Annotated in this window: 15 protein-coding genes; 4 read left to right on the forward strand and 11 right to left on the reverse strand. The window is 52.0% G+C overall.

The genetic code is table 11. The features are described 5' to 3' along the window. Positions 1–167 precede the first annotated feature (167 nt). On the reverse strand, positions 168–5330 hold the full coding sequence (locus SH668x_RS14205; RefSeq protein WP_437185726.1) for a beta strand repeat-containing protein: 5163 nt from the start codon (positions 5328–5330) through the stop codon (positions 168–170). 450 nt (positions 5331–5780) lie between these two features. Here SH668x_RS14205 and SH668x_RS14210 point away from each other — a divergent pair, with 450 nt between their 5' ends. Further along, positions 5781–5984: a hypothetical protein gene (locus tag SH668x_RS14210; protein ID WP_437185727.1), complete on the forward strand. Its 204-nt coding sequence runs from the start codon at positions 5781–5783 to the stop codon at positions 5982–5984. Positions 5985–6270: 286 nt separating this feature from the next. Here the strand turns inward: SH668x_RS14210 and SH668x_RS14215 are convergent, their stop codons facing one another. The 6 genes from SH668x_RS14215 to SH668x_RS14240 all read right to left on the reverse strand — a co-directional run bounded on the left by SH668x_RS14215 (position 6271) and on the right by SH668x_RS14240 (position 12008). Then, positions 6271–7647, reverse strand: coding sequence for a LutB/LldF family L-lactate oxidation iron-sulfur protein (locus SH668x_RS14215; protein WP_437185728.1), 1377 nt, complete (start codon positions 7645–7647; stop codon positions 6271–6273). 158 nt (positions 7648–7805) lie between these two features. Beyond that, a complete protein-coding gene (locus SH668x_RS14220; RefSeq protein WP_437185729.1) occupies positions 7806–8474 on the reverse strand; it encodes a peptidylprolyl isomerase in 669 nt (222 codons plus the stop codon). Between the two features lie 171 nt (positions 8475–8645). Then, positions 8646–8948 (reverse strand): metal-sulfur cluster assembly factor, encoded by a 303-nt coding sequence (locus tag SH668x_RS14225; RefSeq protein WP_437185730.1) that lies wholly within the window; start codon positions 8946–8948, stop codon positions 8646–8648. A 223-nt stretch (positions 8949–9171) separates the two neighbouring features. After that, positions 9172–9882, reverse strand: coding sequence for a polyprenol monophosphomannose synthase (locus SH668x_RS14230; RefSeq protein WP_437185731.1), 711 nt, complete (start codon positions 9880–9882; stop codon positions 9172–9174). Positions 9883–10024: 142 nt separating this feature from the next. After that, on the reverse strand, positions 10025–10846 hold the full coding sequence (locus SH668x_RS14235) for an inositol monophosphatase family protein (protein WP_437185732.1): 822 nt from the start codon (positions 10844–10846) through the stop codon (positions 10025–10027). 109 nt (positions 10847–10955) lie between these two features. After that, positions 10956–12008: a thioredoxin-disulfide reductase gene (locus SH668x_RS14240; protein ID WP_437185733.1), complete on the reverse strand. Its 1053-nt coding sequence runs from the start codon at positions 12006–12008 to the stop codon at positions 10956–10958. A gap of 277 nt (positions 12009–12285) precedes the next feature. On the opposite strand from SH668x_RS14240, the gene SH668x_RS14245 reads away from it, so the two are divergent. Continuing rightward, the gene (locus SH668x_RS14245) at positions 12286–13476 is read left to right on the forward strand and encodes a CinA family nicotinamide mononucleotide deamidase-related protein (protein WP_437185734.1); all 1191 of its coding nucleotides are present in this window, start codon (positions 12286–12288) and stop codon (positions 13474–13476) included. A 146-nt stretch (positions 13477–13622) separates the two neighbouring features. Here SH668x_RS14245 and SH668x_RS14250 read toward each other — a convergent pair whose 3' ends face one another. Both SH668x_RS14250 and SH668x_RS14255 read right to left on the reverse strand, forming a co-directional pair. After that, positions 13623–14354, reverse strand: coding sequence for a class I SAM-dependent methyltransferase (locus tag SH668x_RS14250; RefSeq protein ID WP_437185735.1), 732 nt, complete (start codon positions 14352–14354; stop codon positions 13623–13625). An 81-nt stretch (positions 14355–14435) separates the two neighbouring features. Continuing rightward, the gene (locus SH668x_RS14255) at positions 14436–15632 is read right to left on the reverse strand and encodes a DUF3419 family protein (protein ID WP_437185736.1); all 1197 of its coding nucleotides are present in this window, start codon (positions 15630–15632) and stop codon (positions 14436–14438) included. An 883-nt stretch (positions 15633–16515) separates the two neighbouring features. Here SH668x_RS14255 and SH668x_RS14260 point away from each other — a divergent pair. Beyond that, positions 16516–17577: a hypothetical protein gene (locus SH668x_RS14260; protein ID WP_437185737.1), complete on the forward strand. Its 1062-nt coding sequence runs from the start codon at positions 16516–16518 to the stop codon at positions 17575–17577. Between the two features lie 186 nt (positions 17578–17763). Here the strand turns inward: SH668x_RS14260 and SH668x_RS14265 are convergent, their stop codons facing one another. After that, a complete protein-coding gene (locus SH668x_RS14265; RefSeq protein ID WP_437185738.1) occupies positions 17764–19092 on the reverse strand; it encodes an AAA family ATPase in 1329 nt (442 codons plus the stop codon). Between the two features lie 211 nt (positions 19093–19303). Then, on the reverse strand, positions 19304–19891 hold the full coding sequence (locus tag SH668x_RS14270; protein WP_437185739.1) for a uridylate kinase: 588 nt from the start codon (positions 19889–19891) through the stop codon (positions 19304–19306). Between the two features lie 63 nt (positions 19892–19954). Between SH668x_RS14270 and SH668x_RS14275 the strand changes: the two genes are divergently transcribed. Next, positions 19955–20437 carry a DinB family protein gene (locus tag SH668x_RS14275; protein ID WP_437185740.1) on the forward strand — a complete coding sequence of 161 codons (483 nt, stop codon included), beginning with the start codon at positions 19955–19957 and terminating at the stop codon, positions 20435–20437. Positions 20438–20565 lie beyond the last annotated feature (128 nt).

Consider the following 20565-nt stretch of genomic DNA (forward strand, 5'->3'; position numbering starts at 1 on the left):
TCAGGCAATCAATCCCCCTCCGTTTATAAAGGTTGAACGGGCGGTCTGTGAAGTAGCTCGCTGAGTCTCAAGTTTTCTTCAGATCAGCGAAATTGAAAACAATGCTCCCAACAAAAAAAGCCGGCGACACTTTGTCGCCGGCTTTCGGTTTTCAACACGTTTTCAGACTAGAAGCTTCCCCATCCCCATGGTGTCTGCATTTCACCTGCAGGGTAGAAGACTCCGTTGCGGTCTCCTGGACCCTGAATCGGCGAGTTGTCATCCATGATGAATCCAGCAAGTGCCAGGTCAAAGAGGCTATCGCTATTCGCGAGGTTAATACGGAAGGTGCTGTCACCCAATCCAGCGTACCGGAAGCCTGCTCCAGAACCTGCTGGTGGCTCGCTGCCTCCACCTGGGTAATCGCGGAGTCCTTGACGCTGTGCGTTTCGGAAGCGAGTTCCAGAGTTGAATGGTCCGTTCGGATCAGGAGCAGTTCGCCCGAATGTACGGGACTTGAAGTTCGCTTCGTCGTTGTTGAAGTAGGCACCGGTGACGGTCACGCTTGCTGCTTCACGAACGTTGTTGCGGTAGGTCAAGTCCAGTCGGGAGAGAGAGTCTCCTTCATAGAAGGTCACAGTGAACTCTGTTCCATTCCATGTGCCTTGCGTTGCCCCTGGGGCGACGGTCGACACGAACGATTCGATGTAGATGTCGTCTCCGAAGTTTCCTCCAAGTACGTTGTCAACCATCTCCATCACGATACCGCCGCGTCCATCAGTTGCGAATCCACCTGCATCAGTGAATCCATATCCCCCTCCGGTTGTTCCGGACCGGACAACAACCCCTGTCGCTCGGAAGCTGGAGTTAAACCCGTTCCCGACGATCAGAGAATTGTTGATCGAAATGTCCAGGAAGGCGGTAGCTCGTAAAGCACCGTCAGCATTCATCCCCTTGGAAGGAGAGTTCTCGTCGTAAGGGGTTGGGCTGCTTTGGTTCTGTGTTGTCGAAGCAGTGTTCACAACATAGATCCCCTCCCCGCCGTTCGAGTTGATTGTGTTGCCCCGTCCAGTGAGTGGATTTTCATCAATGCTCACGAACGATCTCGAGGACCCTTGGTTCAGGATGTCAATTCCGCGGTTGGAATTGAAGGCAATGTTGTTGCCAAGAATCGCCAGAAGGTTCGTCCCGTTGCTGTTGTTCTGGTATTCAATACCGTCTCCCAGTTCTCCACCAGCGTTCGCACCGAATCCATTGTTGACGATGTCGTTCGCGACGATGCGGATGTCTTTGCCGAACACTCCGCCGATATCAATACCGTGCAGGGCGTTGTTATCAATCAGGTTGTTGCCGATCGAAACATCGGTGGCCCCGGTGATGTTGATACCATCAATTCCATTGCCCTGGATTAGGTTACCAAAGCTCGCAGCAGGATCTGTCAGGAACGTAGGTCCAGTTTCTCGTCCGATATTCAATCGGTCTCCAATCAGGGAGTCGCCAGTGACGCTAGTCAGATTAATACCGTTCTGAAGGTTGTTGGTGATACTGTTTCGTGTCCAATCGCCTGTCACAAACCGTGCGTCTGATGGGAAGTTCACGACTTCTGTGGTCAGGATACCGTCGAAAGTGTTTGAGTCGATGAAGTTGCGGTCAATGTCAACTCGCATTCCAGCGTCAGCTCGAACGTCGAGATGAACTCCGTTCGCCCCGTTCTCGACAATATTATTCTCAATGATCTCGTAGTTATCCTGGAGCTGTGCATTCTGAGCTGACAGGAAGACCCCGTTCAGAGTGTTGCTCTCGATTTGGTTCATCTGAATTCGAACAGGTGAGACAGTTCCAATTCGACCGTTCGACTGACGGACAAACTCGATACCGTTGGCACCGTTGTTCTCGATGATGTTTCCGAGATCTGCAGTCGCTCCACCGATCAGGAAGGAGTTCACAGTTGAGAAGGTCGCAAGGTTGTTACCCGTGGTAGTGACACGAATACCAGAACCTTGGTTGTCGCTAACGTTGTTCGCCTGAACAACCCCATCGATCACGCTGGAACCACGAAGAACAGCCGAGATCCCTTCCCCGTTGAACAGTGAGCCAGCAGTTGGTCCATTGATCGTTCCAGTGATTTCGGAGTTACGAACATTCAGGACGCCTGTCGCCTGGTTGTCGCTGAAGACCCCCACACCGACATCGGTATTGCCGGTAATGCTGTTCGAAGCTTCACCGATGGTTCCGATATTCATTGTGTAGGTGCTGTCCTCCAGAGCGTTGGTCATGATACCAAATCTCTGGTTGTTCTGGACGGTCGCACCGATCATGTTCAGAGTGTAGTCACTCGTTCCGATGTTACGAGCTGTCACACCGGCCAGAGTGTTCCCTGTGATGGTGTCACCCTGTGAATCGAGAACCAGTGTCGAGCTTCCTCGCAGTTCGGTCGAGATACCGTTTTCAGTGTTGTTTGTGTATCTGTTCAGGATGGAATCGATGTTCATCACACCGGCTCCGTCACCGCGAAGCAACAGGCCATTCTCTGCATTCTGATTCATGGTGTTGTTACCAAGAACCATTGGAGCAGCCAGCGTTCCGATCGTTCCGCCGTTAGCAGTTAATTGGATACCGCTTCCAGCATTGAGGTTCGCAGTATTGTGCAGGATTGGACCTGTGACTGCACCACCGTTTGATGCTGTCAGATTGAGTCCGGATCCGTCTCCGGTCAGAGTTGTTGCACCGTTGTTGTTGAAGGTATTCCCAAGAGTGCTTCCAACTGTGGTGTCCCCGATCGCCATGTTGATCTGGCTTCCAGCACCGTCAGCAACTCCCAGCAAACCGTTGTTACCATTGTTGTTGAACTGCTGATTCACAACGTCGTCAATCACGGTCACAGTTCCGCCAGCCAGGGCTGCAACATTCAAACCGTTGTCGCCATTACCGTTGAAGGTGTTACGGTTAGCAACAGTTCCATCACCAATTCCTTCGATCTGGACGACTGATGCATCGGAGATGATTTGCAATCCGTCGAGGTCGTTGTTGTCAAAGGTGTTTCCGATCATTGGAGCTTCGATGGTCGGGTCAGGATTTCCTACGAACAGGTCGGAACCAGCTGTCGCGTTCAGACGTGCTCCTGTTCCTTCGCCACCTGTGAAGCTGTTGTTATTGAAAGTAAAGAGCCCCATTGTGCTGCCGTTCTCAGCTGAACCGCTGAAACCGAAGCCGGTGAGTTCTGTGCTGTCGGTCACGACGTTGTCTTCGACGTCTGCAAAGAATTCCGCACCATTGTCCGCCAGCAGAACGATTCCTGAACCGGAAGTTCCCACTGTATTTCGAACGACTCCAAGTTCAGGTGAGCCTGGGATACCACTGACCCCGTTGATGCGTGCGTTTGCACCATCGGCTGTCACGAAGATTCCTCCGCTGTTGGCACCTGTCTGGAAGTCGTTGATAGTGTTGTCAGCGACGAGCAGATTCAGGTCACCATCGGTGTGATTGATCTGAATCGCTCGCTCGGAGAGCCCTGGCAGACCTGTATCAGCATTCAACCCGATGAAGCGGTTGTTCGTGATCCGGCCATATTCGTGGTAGTCGAGGCTTGGAACCCCAGGATCGGTATCGCTGTTGATTGTGATCCCGTTGACGACGTTCTGGAAGGTCAACCCGTGCAGGTAGAATCCATCTGTCGTGAGACCAGCACCGGTCGAAATACCGTTAGCATTCGCTGTCGAATTCACATCGCTCAGGGCACCGTCGATGGTGAGTCCGAAGACTTCATGTCCATTGCCCGTGAGGGTGACAACGTCTGTTCCGCCGAAGTTGCTCAGAGTTGGTGCTGCACCCGTTCCACCATTTGACTCGGATGGAAGGCGGAACAGTGAGTTCACACCATCGAAGTTGACGAGGTACTGCGGAATCTGGCTCAATGGCAGGTCCACATCTCCGATCAGCTTCTGACCATAGGCTGGTGGGCCCGGATCAGATGGATCGCTCGGCAGGTAATCAACAAGTGTGATGCCAGTGTTCAGGTTGGCAGCTTCATTCACCTCAGTGCCGCGACGAACAAAGATAAACTGGTATCGCTCGGGATTTGCATCCGCACCGTAGTTCGTAGTGGAGCTGTATGGGTTCTCGATCGTACCGTCACCAGGGCCTGCAGCATCTGGATCGATGTAGGCAATAGTAATGACGTTGCCATTCGCATCCCGTCCGAGGATCGAGGCGGAATCTGTCGTCTTGCCGACAGCCACTCGGTACTTACGATGGACGGATTGTGTCAGGTAAGAATCAACACGCGGCTTGCGGAACCATTTACGTGGTCGTCCATCCGGCATGGTGACTTCGAAGTTGAGCGAGAACATGGATTCGAACACGTGGTCGTACGTGTAGTATCCGTTGATCCACAGGTTTTCAGTGACCTGAGCCTGCTGGCGAACGCTCACCCCGGTTGCGTCGGACGCGACGTCACCGTTGAGGAAGTACATCCCGACACCGGTCTCGAACCCGTATCGCCCCATGACTGGCGATGGGAACGCGACTTCCATGTCGTAGTTCTGGTAAGCGTTGTCGTAGATGTAGTTACGCAGGACGCTGATGTTGTTTCCAGTGAAGGACTGGGCACCATCGTAGAAGCTGTTTAATGCTTTGCGACGTCCAACCGGGATCGAGGCGTTTCCTCGCCAGCTGACGTATCGTCCGATGCTTTCCAAGCTGACGCCCAGCTGGTTGAAGTCGACAGCATGGCCGTTGTCGAAGTCATACCAGAAAGAAGCACCGAGGACGCGGTCGCGGGACGGCATGTAAACACGGTGCCCCAAACCGACGTTCGCGTATCCGAACCCGTAATCGGTCACCCCGACGCGTGGATTGAAAAAGGTCACCGAATCGGGACCATTCATCCACAATGGGACGAACGCGTTGAAGTCAGTATAGCCACCGTTGATGCCGTACTGATCCCCATTGATGCGACCGACTCGCCAGAGAATATCGTTGATATTTCTGTTGGTCTGGGCGAATCCGACTCCGTCATCGAACGGAACAGCCGCTTCCTGGAAATTCGGCTGGTAAGGGCGGCCCGCCTGGCCCTGAACATACGGGCTCATTTCCACTGGTGGTGGAACATACTGAGCCTGCTGGTTCATTCCAGCTGAGCCACTCGCACTCTGTCCCGTGCGGACTGACGCAGTTGCATCTGAAATATCGAGTGGAGCCGAAGACGGTTTGCTGAGGACAACCGACGCTTCAGCCTCCTCCCCGAAAACCGGAGTGACTCCGGAATATTCGGCTTGCTGCCCCCAGGCTGGCCCAGCGAGCCCCAGGCATATCGCCACAGTACCGATCCAGCGCTGTTTTGCGTATTTCATCGATTGCTCCAGCCTCATGCTGTCAATCACTTTCATGGGAATCGTGTTTTGCGAAATCGCCCAAATTGGACGTTGCACCCCTTCGTAGTCGCACTTCACCCCGAACATGGAGCGGCGCGAAGATGCGAGTTATCTTTGGAATCGGTTTGCGGACGGTAATGAATTGAACGGAAATGCGATCTAGGTAAGTTTTGTGGGTTGAAACGCTTCTACGCATCAAAACGCGACAAAACATTCTTCCCAAATTGACTATTTTTTGTATTCGAAAAAGTCTGTACCGGCGAAATCTGTCGAAACTTTGTTTTTACAGCGATTTTTGCCATTTCAGGGGAATTCAGGGAATAAGCGATGGTCCCATGGGATCTGTAGGGTTAACAGGTAGGGTTGCGGAGGGAGATCTCTCTTTGTTCCTCGCTCCCTTCTCAAAACTCTCAACCGCGGAGAAGCGAAATGAAGAATCTGTGCACACTGTTCAGCGCTGTTGCATTATTGGTTGCTGTTGGCTGCGAGCCACCAAAGCCTGCTGAGCCAGCAAAGCCAGCTGAAACTGTCGCACCAGCAGCAGCACCAGAAGCAGCTGCACCAGCTGCTAACGCAGAAGCTCCAGCTGCAGCACCAGAAGCTGCTGCTCCAGAAGCTGGAAGCGCCAACTAATTTGAGTTGATCACTCTTTTGAGTGTGATCTCTCATCGCGAGAATTCATCTCTTCGCGTTGAACTCAACTAAAATCCCCGTGCCAGTTTTCGCTGTCACGGGGATTTTTTGTCGGCGTACAAATCCAGTTGACTCAAAAAATCGTTCCCTTGCGACCAGTTCGCAGTCGTCAGTCCCCTGAGTGCTGCCGGGGAAGCAAGGCCGATCACGCTATACAACAAAAACGGCCGCGTTGTCAGCGAATATGACTTCACTGACAACGCGGCCGTTTCATGATGATCGCCCTCTACTTTGAGCGGTCGCGGAACTGCTGCCGGAAACTCTTCGACGGCGGCGTCGGAAGTTCTCGCTGGCGTCCCCAATCGTTCAGCTTCGAATACACAAGGAATCGTGGTGTGATTTTCAGTGCGAACCGTCCAATGCTTCCTGCGAGTGTGTAAAGCCATTTTCGACCTAACACAAACCCAGCAGCCTTCATGCTCCAACGTTTTGTCGCTGGAAGCAGTTTCATCGTCGCGATTTTTTCACGGAGTGTGTAAAGCTGCTCGTGCAAATTGATTTTGACAGGGCAGACATCCGAACACGAACCGCACAATGAACAGGCATAAGGAAGCGTTGAACTCTTCTCTGGATTCGTCACAGGCGAGAGGATCGAGCCAATTGGTCCGGGGACGGTCGCGTTATAGCTATGGCCTCCACTGCGACGATAGACCGGGCACGTATTCATACAAGCGCCGCATCGGATGCACTTCAGGGAGTTTTTGAACTCCGGGCTTCCTAGAATTTTGCTGCGTCCATTGTCCACCAGAACGATATGCATCTCGGTATTTGCATCGCGAGGACCATGGAAGTGAGTCGAATAGGCTGTAATCGGTTGGCCGGTGGCGGATCGACCCAAAAGTCGCAAAAAGACCCCAAGATCTTTGCTACGAGGGATCAGTTTCTCGATCCCCATGCACGCAATGTGCAGCCTGGGAAGCGCCGTTCCCAAGTCTGCGTTCCCTTCATTGGTGCAGACGACGAACCCGCCCGTTTCGGCGATTGCAAAGTTGACACCAGTAATACCCGCATCAGCGGCGAGAAACTTCTGGCGAAGCTCATTTCTCGCAGCTTCAACAAGGTATTGAGGATCTGTCGCGCCCTTCTCAGTTCCGATCTTCTCATGGAAGAGTTCGCCGATTTCCTCACGCTTTGTGTGGATCGCCGGCATGACGATATGACTGGGGGGTTCGTTACGAAGCTGGACAATCCACTCGCCCAGATCGGTGTCGACCACCTCAATCCCATTGGCCTGTAAGTGCGGATTCAGATGACATTCTTCTGTCAGCATGGACTTGCTTTTGACAAGCTTTTTCACCTGATGCTTCTGAAGAATCTCGAGCACGATCCGGTTATGTTCAGCGGCATCCTTGGCCCAGTGAACATGCACACCACGGGCGCTGGCGTTCTTTTCGAACTGCTCGAGCAAGTCCGCCAGATTCGCCATTGTGTATTGCTTAATTTCCGACGCTTTTGCGCGAAGGTCTTCCCACTCCGGGAGAGTTGATGCCGCTTTGTCACGTTTGGCGCGAACAAACCACAGCGACTGATCATGCCAGTGAGCCCGTGGTAAATCGTCTACAAAAGTCGCTGCCAGTTTGGAATGAGATGTTGCTGTGGCCATAGCGTCGCATCAAGGGCAGGAGGCAAAGAGAGAGCAGAAGTCGTGAAGAGGATCTGCTGTGTCTGTAAAAGATCATCGCTTACAGAACAAACATCTACAGAGAATAAAGCAGGAGGAGCCGTTCGAATGACTCCTCCTGATCTCATGCGGCACTGTAATTACTCAGCGATAATGGACGCTTTGATGATGCCGTCCAGATTGGGGAATGTCTTGTTGAGGTACTCATTCCCCTGAGTCTGAATTAACCCCTGATTTGGGCGTTCACCTGATTCGGAATTGATGGCTTCAACCAAATCCATCCCTTCGACGACTTGGCCGAATGGAGCAAATCCCTGGCTGTCGAGGAAGTTATTGTTGCCGTAGTTGATGAAGACCTGAGTCGTTCGCGAGTTCGGACCAGATGTTGCAAAAGTGATGTAGCCCTTGGTGTTGGACTTGGTCACTTTGTCGTCTTTGATCTTTGCATCCCGCCATTTTGCAGCTTCTGCTGGGTCAGCAGGGATACCGAACTGAACCATAAACCCTGGAACAACGCGGAAGAACTTGGCGTCGTTGTAGACACCAGCTTCGACAGCCTTTTTGAATTGAGCAGCACCCAGTGGAGCCCACTCTGGGTGAACTTCGATGATGACATCACCCTTGGTGGTTTCGAATTTGACTTTGTACACAGCAAGCTTCTCCGTATTGTTGTTTGCGTCAGCTTGGAAGGCGACTTCCTCTGACACTGGAATTACAGGATCATTTTGAGTCTGTACGTTGGATGACTCCGCAACACATGCGGAAGCGGTCATTAACAGTGCCAGAATTGACAGGTTCAATAATTTCATAGTCATGGTTTCCATACGCAACTGAAATTGAGGAGGGAGTCAAAACAGTGGCAATCTGATACGTTGAGAACAACAGCTTTGAGGGGCAATTGCTCCAGTCAGATTGTGGTGATTCTCATTTCTGCAGTGTTCCCGCGCATTGCAGACTCGCAATTTAATCAATCGTGAGATTTAGAAAATTCCGAGCTGATCTCGGGCTTCTTCCGTCATGCGTTCAGGAGTCCAGGGAGGAGACATCACGAGTTTGATATCTGCTGTCTCGACATCAGAGAGATCTTCCAATGCTTTTTTGGCCTGCTGAATAATTTGAGGGCCGGCAGGACAAGCAGGGCTGGTGAGGGTCATCTGAACTTTGACGTTCCCGTCCTCTTCCTGACAGACTTCGTAAACGAGCCCCAGATCAACAATGTTGACCATCAATTCAGGGTCGATCACCTGCTTGAGTGCATCAAGGAGTTCCACTTCACTGGCCATGCCTGTTCCTTCAATGTTCGGTCTGCGAGGTTTCAAACAGGTCTGAAAATACTCAACTGCGATCGAATCAGAACTTCAGACTTGGTGATTCCCCATTCATTGAAATTGTAGAATGGAACGGCCGCTGAAGAAAGGAACGGGGCTCACCGACTGGAATTCGCTCGCAGGAAAATCGAATTCTGCCAGTAAGGAGAACCGCTGTTGCATCACAGCAAAAACTTCGTCATCCCCGCAATCGGAGTTGCAGCAGCACCCAACCGGCGGAGACCGCTTCTTTCCAGTTCAGTTTTGTCTCACCATGTTTCCGTTCCTCATAGGAAATAGGAACCTCTGTCATGGTGGCTCCACTCCTCTTCAGACGAAACAGAATCTCTTCCTCGATGGCATATCCACTGGCACGAGTTTTCGACCAATCAATCTCAGCCAGCTTTGAAACACGGTAACACCGATAACTCCCACTGTTGTCCCGCGTCTTCAGACCAAGCATCGCGCGGGCATAAACATTCAGAGCCTGACTCATGAGTTGACGAGAAATCCCCCAGTTCGTAACTGAACCTCCGGATACGTACCGAGACCCAATGACCACATCGTACTGCGAGGACGGAGCAATGATGTCCGGGATAAATCTGGGGGGATGAGACCAGTCGGCATCCAGATTGATCAAAGAATCATAACCATTCTGAATCGCATAATTGAAACCAGCAACCGTGGCTGTTCCGAGACCAAGTTTGCCTGGGCGATGCAGGACGTGAATCTTCGGATTCGTCAGCCTCAACTCATCGACGTACTGTCCGGTCCCATCTGGCGAGTTGTCATCGATCACAAGAAGATCGGCTTTCGGAGTTCTGGAAAAAATTTCCGGAATCAGAGACTTGAGATTTTCGCGCTCGTTATAGGTGCAGACCATAACCAGCACTCGTTGATTTTCTGACATGTCTGAACTTCGACAATCCACGGCAAAGAGAAACAAGCCGACGGCAGTCCATTGCCTGTGCAGACTCTGAAAGCAAACTAAAATTCAAATCGCGGTTCATTGAGCACCCGCTCGCAGTGAATCCGCCCTTGGCCTGTTCTGATCAATGCTCCCAGATTCGGCTGGCCGTTTCGTGGATGATCGTTTGCATTTGCTGGTGAACGGTCCCATTGGAAGCGAGGATTGAACTTTTCCTGAACGGAATCTCGTCCCCTCTTGCATCCGTCACCCGGCCACCCGCTTCTTCGACGAGCAAGCGCCCTGCAGCGAAATCCCAAGGTTGCAATTGATATTCAAAATACGCGCCATAGAACCCTCGCGCGACGTGGGCGAGGTCGAGCGAGGCGGTTCCAAAACGGCGAACTCCATGAATGCCGTTCTGGAAGAGTTGGTGAATCGTCGCGAGCGTCGCCTCCATCATCGCTCCTCGGTCGTAATAAAAACCGAGTCCAATCAAGCAATCCTTGATCGACGACTGTGAGCCAACTTGCAGTTTCGTCTCGCCATAAAACGCGCCGGCCCCTTTGGCTGCAACGTACAGGTCGTTTCTGGCAGGATTAAAGACGACTCCGCACTCAGCAACCCCATGCCGATAGTAGCCGATTGAGACGGCGAAATGAGGGATTCCATGTGCGAAATTTGTGGTTCCGTCGAGTGGATCGATAATCCAGAGGTGCTCCGGAACAGTCTCTCCGGACAACTGCGTCTGGGATTCTTCAGCGAGGATCGCATGCCCCGGAAACTGGGCATGGATTCTCTGGATGATTAACTGCTCAGCATTCACATCCGCTTCAGAAACGAGATCACTCGCCCCCTTCTCCCGAATCGTGAATCCTTCCTTCTGATACTTCAGCAGAAGTGCCCCTGCTTCTAATGCAGCGGATTGGGCCAGCTTCATTTCAGGGCTAAAGTCGTTCAACGGCATGAGTTGTAAATTCATCTTTGAAAAATAGCTGAGTTGCGTAAGCGAAACACAACTCAGCTGAATGGCGAATAGACTGGACGTGAGCATCACTCCTGCGAACAGGAGCGTCTCAGTGGATCTGCTGGAGTGACAACCACCGTTCGCAGTCGAGGGCTGCCTGGCAACCTGATCCCGCTGCGGTAATTGCCTGACGATAATTGTCGTCTGCAACGTCCCCGGCAGCGAAGACCCCTTCCACACTGGTATTCGTGCGGAACGGAACGGTCCACTTGATGTAACCCTTCTCGTTGGTTTCCAACTGCCCTTTTAGGAATTCTGTGTTCGGTGTGTGACCGATCGCACAGAAATACCCAGTGACGTCGAGTTCTTCCGTTTTGGATGGATCGACCGTGCTGCGAATCCGAACTTTGGTGACCCCCTTCTCATCAGTCCCCAGAACTTCGTCGACTTCCGAGTTCCATTTGACTTCAATCTTGGGATTGTTGATGGCTCGCTCTGCCATGATTTTACTGGCGCGGAACGAGTCGCGGCGGTGGACGATGTAAACTTTTGAACCGAACTTCGCGAGATAATCGGACTCTTCCATTGCGCTGTCTCCACCCCCAACAACCACCAACGGTTGGTTGCGGAAGCGAGGCAATGCACCATCGCAGACTGCACAGGCTGAGACACCGGCGTTCTTGTATTGCTTCTCAGATTCGAGGCCCAGATAGTTCGCTCGGGCTCCAGTCGCGATAATGACTGAATGAGCCTCAAACTTTTGACCGCCGCTGGTGGTCAGTTTGAACGGGCGAACAGAGAAATCGACTTCGACGACATCTTCCAGTAGGGTGCGTGTCCCGAAATTGACGGCCTGTTGTCGCATCAATTCCATCAACTCTGGTCCGCTGACCCCTTCTCCCTTGTGTGGGCCCATCAACTCGCGACGCTCTTTCGGAAGAGCGTTGTCGAGATACTGCTCAACATTCCCATGTGGGAAGCCGGGGTAGTTTTCCACCTCAGTTGTAATGGCAAGCTGCCCAAGAGGGGGACGTCCCAAATCCCAGTTCTCCTGAGTCATTTCACCTTCAATAACAAGCGGTTCAAGACTGGCGCGAGCAGCGTAAATGGCGGAGGCCCAACCGGCAGGACCTGATCCAATAATAATAACTCGTTCTGCCATCTTGCTTTCCTTCTCAGAACTCGGACTACCTTGATTACGTAGCCATCAGTTGTATTTGTCGGAAGTCCCAATCATTCGGGAGGTTCCGGCGAGGACGTAATCGTAGCAATTGGGGGCTAACAAAGCGAACTCGCGGAATTATGGCGTCCATCGCGAGATTGCTCTACCGTGTTGCTCTGAGATTCGTAGATCGTAGACAAAGACGAGGCTGTTTGTCGGCATGATCCGGGTGATCTCAGCATGACGTACAGATCGACGTAGACTCCGACGGTGTCAAATGTTGCAAGCAGAAATCATCTCTATCGGTACCGAATTTACCTCTGGTGCCAAGCTGGATACGAACAGCCAGTGGCTCAGTTCCCAACTCGTCGATCTGGGTATTTCGACACTCTTTCACACCACTGTTGCGGATGAGATGGAGGCGAACGTTCAGGCGTTGAAAATCGCATCCGGTCGCGTTGATCTTGTTCTGATCACCGGAGGACTGGGACCAACGCTCGACGATCTGACCCGGGAAGCGATGGCTGCCGCCTTCGGTGTGAAACTGGAAATCGATGAATCATCACTGAAGACAATTGAAAAATTCTTCCAGAATCGTGGACGGGAAATGCCGTCGCGAAACCGATTTCAGGCGATGTTTCCCGAAGGCTCAATTCCACTTTTGAATCCAATCGGGACCGCTCCAGGAATCTGGATGGAAGTACCGCGTGAGGGTCGAGAGCCCTGTTATCTGGCAGCAATGCCCGGTGTCCCCAGTGAAATGCGAAAAATGTATTTCGAACAGGTTCGCCCGCGACTCAAGGGAGGCGAAGCAGTCATGCGGCGAGCCCGGATTAACTGCTTTGGACTCGGCGAGTCTGCGGTGGAAGAACTGCTCGGTGACCTGACAGCGCGCGGGCATGATCCGGACGTTGGAATCACTGCGCACGATGCCACAATCACTCTGCGAATCAACGCTTCAGGTCCAGATGAAGCGACCTGCCTGCAAAAAATTCGGCAGACGGAACTGCAGATTCGTGAACGGATTGGCGACTATGCCTACGGAATCGAAGACGAAGGGCTCGAAGACATCATTGTTCGTCAGCTCAATGAATCAAATCTCACCGTGTGTACCGTCGAATGCGGCACTAGTGGACTCCTGGCTGAACACCTTTCGCAAGTTCCGGGCGGAGCAAGTTGCTACCGAGGGGGAATGGTGCTCCCCAGCATGACTCAGGTGCCAGGCCAGATCGGAGAGAACTATCGACTCATGACCGGATCCGATTTTGTGATCTATGTCGGCGCAGAAGTGATTGCCCCCGATGCGGACAGCCATCCAGTTTCCATCATTCCGATCGGAGCATTAGGCCCCGGTGAAGTGATTGCTCATCAGGAACTCCGGTGGAGCGGCAATCCTGCGATCACCAAGAACCGCGCGATGAAAACCGCGTTGAACCTATTGCGGTTGCACCTGCTGAAATTGAGATAGCCAGACCGTCAAACACTGCCGCGTCATTCATTCACGACACGGCGGTCCCGATAAACCTCTGGCTTCAATTACCAGCGATTGAAGCACTCATCGATAGCCGTTGTAATTGCACGAGTGATTGGGGTTCGCACATCGTGAACCCCTACTTATGCAGGCTTCCGGCCGATGAAGTAATAATGAGGGGCACGGATCAACGGGAGATACGGGACTTTGCCGCGTCGCTCTTCGAGTTGAACCGTCTCGAATTTATTGAGCAAATACGGAATGTGATCCGGGCTGAGGAAAACATTGTCTGCCCCGAACCAAGTTGGCCAAAAAGTGCGGGTTGACCACGGATGCTTCACGTTCTGTTCGCCTGGATATTTCCGGGCGACAAAGAAGTCAACAACTCCAATCGTCCCACCGGGTTTAAGCAGCGAATAGGCATGATCGATCGCCCGGAACCAATCCGGAATCATTGTGAGCGAGTAAGAGAACGTCACGACATCGACCAAACCTTCTTCCGGCCGAAATGTCGTTGCATCGTGGTGAACCGGAAAGACGTTGTTCCAGCCATGTGCATCAACGCGAGCTTTTGCCCGATCGAGCAACGATGTTGACAGGTCGATCAGGTACATCTTCGACAGCTGATTGATCGAACCGCCGATGCGCTCCGCGTTCTCTCCGGTTCCAGCCCCGAGGTCGATCCAGACTCCCCCTTGTGGAACTGGAATCTGCTGAATCATTTCATCACGACCATGCAACAGGCGACGACGAAACTCATCGTAGCCAGTTGCCTGACCGGAATAAAAACTTTCAAGCCGTTCCTGGTGGGTGTTCCCTTTGTTCTTGTGAACCACCAGATGCCAGAGCGTTTTCAGATCGTTGACGACAGCCACAGTTCAATTCCAGATTTCAGCAGTCAAAGCGTCCCTCAACACTGAGAGACAGTCCCGTCAACACGCAAGCAACGCGGACAATTATACTCTCAGGTCAGCAATGTAGAAGCTGCCGTAAGTGTGCACGCGGTCGATCTGATGAAGTTCATCTGCAAGTTGCTTGTTGTAAGTAAGCAACTCGCCCATTTTCTTTTTCTGACCATTCACGGTCACTTCGATCGGATCGACGAAATCGCAATGTAAGCTGGCGCTGCGCCACAGGACGCGGGCATCTGCGGATGCACGATCCACGATCCCCTGCCACTCAGCGTTGAGCACTTCACGGTAATTGCTGTAAAGCCAGTCCATGTGGTCGAGCAGAATGAACCGCGAGATCTTCGTCGGGTGACTCTCAAGGAATCCCAAAGCAGAATTGGTGTGTGTCGTCACCTTAGCAGCCACACCGTTTTTGAGCGCTTCGAAATTCTCTCGCTTCAGATATTCGGGGCAACACTGCTCTGTGTATTCGCCAGTCAGATAGACTCGCCAGAAGTAGTTATCGGACAACGGCAATTTCGCAAACACCGTCTCGATGCTGTCGATGATGAACTGAGCGATTCCGCCCGGATATTCGCGATCAAGTTGCTGACGCTGGCTGCGAGGAACTCCCAGAAGTGCCATCGTCGTGTCGCGACGGAGTAACCACTGCACGAGCGGCCGGAAGAGCGATTCCTTCAACCGTGCCTTCTTGAAAATCTCTTGCTGTTCTTCGAGTGTTTTCGCGTCCAGGATCTCGTTGATCGGTCCACGAATGCGAGCAACCCGATTGATGTAGCCGTTGACAATCCAGGCAAAAAGGCCGGAAGTTCCGCGGAAATAGTAGCTGTTACGGCGTCCTTTTCCTTTGAAGAACTTTCCATTCAGATCCCAGAACTCCTGCGCATCTGCCGGCAGATGCGGACGAATCTTCTGATGATAGACTGAATTCCACTCAGGGAGTTTTCCTTTACCGAACAGCGAAAAGAACTGATCGTATTCCAGTCCCTGGATCCCCGCCTTCTTCAACTCGAGGACCGCGTTCTGTCGGTAGTTCATGTCGACCGCGTACACGTGGTTCGCACCTGCGAGTGCGTAATCGAGCGCATTGCACCCAGCACTGGTAATGACCAGTACATCGTCTTTTGGAGTCAATTCCAGCGCGACACGATCCAGTCGCGGATCTTCCCAGCACTGGTTGTACACGAGATTTTTCCCGTGAATCAACTTGAAACAGGTACGACTGATGCTCTCCAAAGGCATTCTTCCAACTCCGTGCAAACAGAACTTTTAGTGTGCCATCCGATTGCTTCCTGACGGTCTTTCACCATCACAGAATCCGGAAAACGACTTCAGTCAGGATCGATGAGGTCGTTGCGACACACCCAACCTTGCAGGATCGAGTTCAAAATTCGAAATCCGACACATTCAATCTCCTCAAAGAGTTGAATTGAAAGTAGTTCCGGAAACGAAGCGGGACCTGATTCAGCAAGCTGAGGGGAATTTCATACTATCTAAACGGGTCCAGAATCGATAGCGACAGGAGAGCGATTCCACAGTTCCGCAATGTGCGAAACGCCATGACACGGCCTCGACCTCTTTTGATCGGCGAGACTATCGCTACTTACCAGACCGGAACAATCGAATCTTTCGGCACTTCTCCTCCCCAAACGCGTGGGTCTCACACGTATAAGCTCAGAGTGCTCCTCTGCTTTTGAGTGAGTTTCTCGGAATTTCGATGCGATTCCATCCTGCTTCGGTTATGGGCGGGAGAGAAATTCGGTCAAAGCATTCATCACAATGCCTACCCAACAGACACCACTGCCCACAACGACAGCACCGAGAGGTCCATCCCAATTTTGAGATCGATTTCTGGTAGAGCTCCTGACATCAAGAACCAGCGATCCCAGGTCCTCAAACGGCCTAATTCCACGCCAACTTGCCCATTCCGCGAGCTCCACTGAACGATTTTCAGGCATTTGAGTGGTCTCGCAATGAGAATCAGTGATTGTACTGAATTTTATGGAACAGAAATCGCCATAGAGCCCAATCGCCGGGGATGGAGACTCCTCGGGAAATTTCGAACTTCGGTTCTGCGGGAGTCATACACAACGCGTCAGTCTCCCCACAACAACCCAACTGATTGATGATGAAAACTACCCATGCAATTCGGCCATCGTTCAGGGTGACTCTGCTGAGGTCGATCTCACTGATCGCAGTTGTCCTCGCGTCTCAATTCAATGGAACTCGCTCCTACGCAAACGAAGTAATCGCCACAGAACGAGACAAGTGCATTGATGAAGCGCTCTACCAGCTAGCAGTCTGGCGGGATTCTTTCTCGACCTTGGACTTGGAATTCACGTGGAATTGCCCACCCGACTGGACTGCGGGTACGAATGCGATCGCGGAATCAGGTGAAATTCGAAAGACTCGTTATCTCTGGCAGGACTGGTGGGTCTCATCGGACCACCAGCTTTCCAAAACGATCACCTACAACGAATTCAACCAGCCGATGAAGGAGACTGGTCGTAACAAGGACGTGATCTACAGCGCGAATTATCTCACTTACCAGGCGACCCCCACGCACGTTGAACTCGCAAAGTTCGGCGGGAAGAGAGGATTCGACACTCAGGAACAACGAATCATGATTCCTGTGATGCTCATCACCACAGACTGGTTCAATTCCATTTTTGACCAGCAACGCGTCGAAGCATACGGGATCAAGTACATTAATGGCTCGAAATGCGTTGGGTTTGTCGTCGACAAAACAATTCGTCCGACAATCTGGCTCGACCTCGACCACGGCGGTTTGCCATGCCTCGTCGAAGCCACTTCGCATGACAGCAATTTTCGTTGGGAATGCACCGAGTTCACTAAGACTGACAACGGTCTCTGGTTCCCCTCCAAAGGAGTCGTCAAATTCGGATTGAATTCCACAACTCACTTTGAAGTGACAAAAGTGGTGATGGATCAAACAATCGCCCCAGAACAATTCGCTCTTCCATTGATCGATCAAAAGACTTTTGTAAGAGATTTAGCAAATGGTATTCAGAAATTAGAAGTCGCCTCTCCACCAGTCCTCTCTTTTCAGGTTGCGGAAGCGGGACTGATTCCCTGGTGGAGATTCAACTGTAGCTTCGGGATGGTTGTTGCGAGTCTCGGATGGCTTCACTGGAGAAGAAAGACGATCCGTTTTCAGACTGTCTGACGATCAAGGGTTTTTCAAAAAACGCTCTCTCAACGATCAACGCTGCCGCCTGAACGATCAAACAAACATGTCGTTCGGCGGCAGTTCTTTTTGGCACTCAGCGAATTCCCTGAACTGGAAACAACTCCCTGAAAACCGGAATTGAAGAACTCTCAACAAGGGTCGTTTTCCACTGGGCCAGATGACTTAGCTAACAAATTCAACGCTGCCATTTACTTGCTTCCGGTTCACCCGGTTATGGGCGTACAGACTATGCAAAATGAATTCGACCAGAGTGGATTCGAATTCTCTTGCGGACTCTGAAGCGGCAAGTTCAGGATCGAGACGTTTGGCAACGGTTGCTAACTGCTCGTCGATTCCACGGACTTTTTCTACAGACTTTAATAAGTCCTCTGCAGTCGCGTCTGTGCTGATTTGCACTCGATTCCCCGAGTTCAAATACTCTGTCACTGCGGAAAATTGCTTTGCAGAAAAAGCCTCGTCGAAAATGTTCTTGATGGCTTCTTCGATGAGTCGCTGCAAGAGAACATCTTCGTCTCCTGAGTCTTCCGAGAGGGCGAGTTCCACCTTTCCCCGTGAACTTGCAGCCAGCCAGAAGAGATCGCCCGGTCTCGCAACGACGGACGTCTTCTTCGCGAGAAGCCCTCTGCGTTCTGCATTGGAAATCAGAACTTCCAAATTCGTAATCGACATGCGAACGCTCACCCCAGAGGCTTGATTCACATGGGGGCTACTTCGCGCGAGTCGACTGATTTCCTCGACCGTCTCTTTGAGATACCGAGGAACAATGACTTCGATCCCGTCCCGTTCCGGTTTCACTTCGTCATCGAGAATCTGAATCCCCAGTGCTCGCGTCTCTGGGTAATGAGTCCGGACCACGGAACCAATACGATCCTTTAGCGGTGTGACGATCCGCCCACGGTTTGTGTAGTCCTCAGGATTCGCGGAGAAGACCATGCACAGATCAAGAGGAAGCCGGACAGTGAACCCTCGAATCTGAATGTCTCTCTCTTCGAGAACATTGAAGAGACCGACTTGAATCTTGGGGGAGAGGTCAGGCAATTCGTTCATACAGAAGATTCCGCGATGACTCCGTGGAATCAAACCGAAGTGCATGACTTCTTCGTCGCTCAGATGCCTTCCCTCTGCATGCTTGATCAGATCGACCTCACCAATCAGGTCAGCGATTGTCACATCTGGTGTCGCCAGCTTTTCGTGATATCGTTCATCACGACCGATCCACTCGATCGGTGTGGCGTCCCCTTGTGAAGCAAGAATATCCCGGGCATATTTCGAAAGGGGAGATGCAGGATCATCATGAATTTCCGAGCCAGTGACCGCAGGAATCGCGTCATCGAGAAACTGAGTCAGCATGCGCAACATGCGTGTCTTCCCCTGACCACGCAAGCCGAGAAAGAGCATGTCATGCTGAGACAGAATCCCATTGACGATCTGCGGAATCACGGTCTCGTCGTAACCAAGAATTCCGGGAAAGAGAGGCTGACCTGATTTCATTCGTGCGATCAGATTACGTCTCATTTCCAACTTGACTGGAACAGAACGGTACCCGGATTCTCGGAGTTCACCCCAGGTCCTTGGTCTTTCGATCGTCATGTTTTCAAACCTGCTCGACGTTGAGATTCAAATTTGCTGAGCTTCCAAAAATTCTTGAGCCTGCATTCTACTGTGAACCGGACACGCAGGAAGCAAGTGCCAGCAATTTCCATCAATCTGCCCATTTGAACGATCGCAGATTCACGCACCGAATCGCTTTTACCTGCGGGGCGATTTGAGGAAAATACTGGTCGACAAAGCCGGTCTCCGCCAAGCGTTCCCAGTCGCCAACTTCTTCCGGAAGGTCCGCTGATTTACACAATGTGAGCTCGGCACCGAGCTGAATCGCGACCCATGCAGCGATGGAATCACTGGTGACATCCCAACGCGACGGGAGGACATCCAGACCCGGCAGGCTTGCGACATCCAGCACGCGAATTCGTTCGAGTTTGGAATCGACCTCGAGCGAATGAACCAGCATGAATCGAGGCTCCCAGATCGTTAGCATTTTTGCTGAGAGCGACATCGTCTGTATCGCGATTCGGTGAGAGACATCGCCGTCCCAACCATGAATTGCATCTAATCTTCGAACTTCATCTGCAAATCCACCGCCGCCTGTAACGATCCAGAGATTCCCTCGGATGTTTTCTGCCATCTTGAGAATTCGTTGGGGAAGATCGACAAGATCGAAGAGAGAACCACCGATTTTGAATACAACGTCCGAATTGACGTCCCACAGCTCTGACGAGATGATTTCCATCGAAACTACACTCACATCCTGTTGACGCACGTCGACGGCAGCCAATCCTCAGCAAGGTACCTAATGACTCCCAACGAAGTCATCACAACCGCCATCAATTCCGCAGGGATGATCTGCGGAGCATATCTCGGAGATCTGACCGACGCAGAGATGATGCATCGTCCTGCAGAAGGAAGCAACCATATCAATTGGCAGCTGGGACACCTCATCCTGAGTGAAAACAGGATGATCGAAGACTTTGCGCCAGGGACGATGCCAGCGTTGCCAGATGGATTCGCCGAGAAGTACTCGAAGGAAACCGGACTCATCGATGATCCAGCAGCGTTCGAATCGAAAGAAACATTGATGGCTGCGTATCAATCGCAACGTGCTGCCACACTGGCTGCGGTTGCGAAACTCACCGACGAAGATCTGAATCGCCCATCCGGGGTCGATTACGCTCCCAACGGGTTAGCCATCTACCTGATGCAAAGTACTCACTGGCTGATGCACTGCGGCCAATGGGCTGTTGTTCGCCGCCAACTTGGCCGACCTCCAGTGATTTAACCGGGAACGATTGCTCATCAGTAAAAGATGGGAACATGCAAGGACCGCTAAGGAAACAAATGCGAGCAACGCGCTCCGACTGATGTCGAATCGCGTTGCTCGTTGCTTTTCAGGTTTCAATTTTCACA

Origin of the sequence: Planctomicrobium mucosum, assembly GCF_051466335.1 — a bacterium.
GTDB lineage: Bacteria > Planctomycetota > Planctomycetia > Planctomycetales > Planctomycetaceae > Planctomicrobium.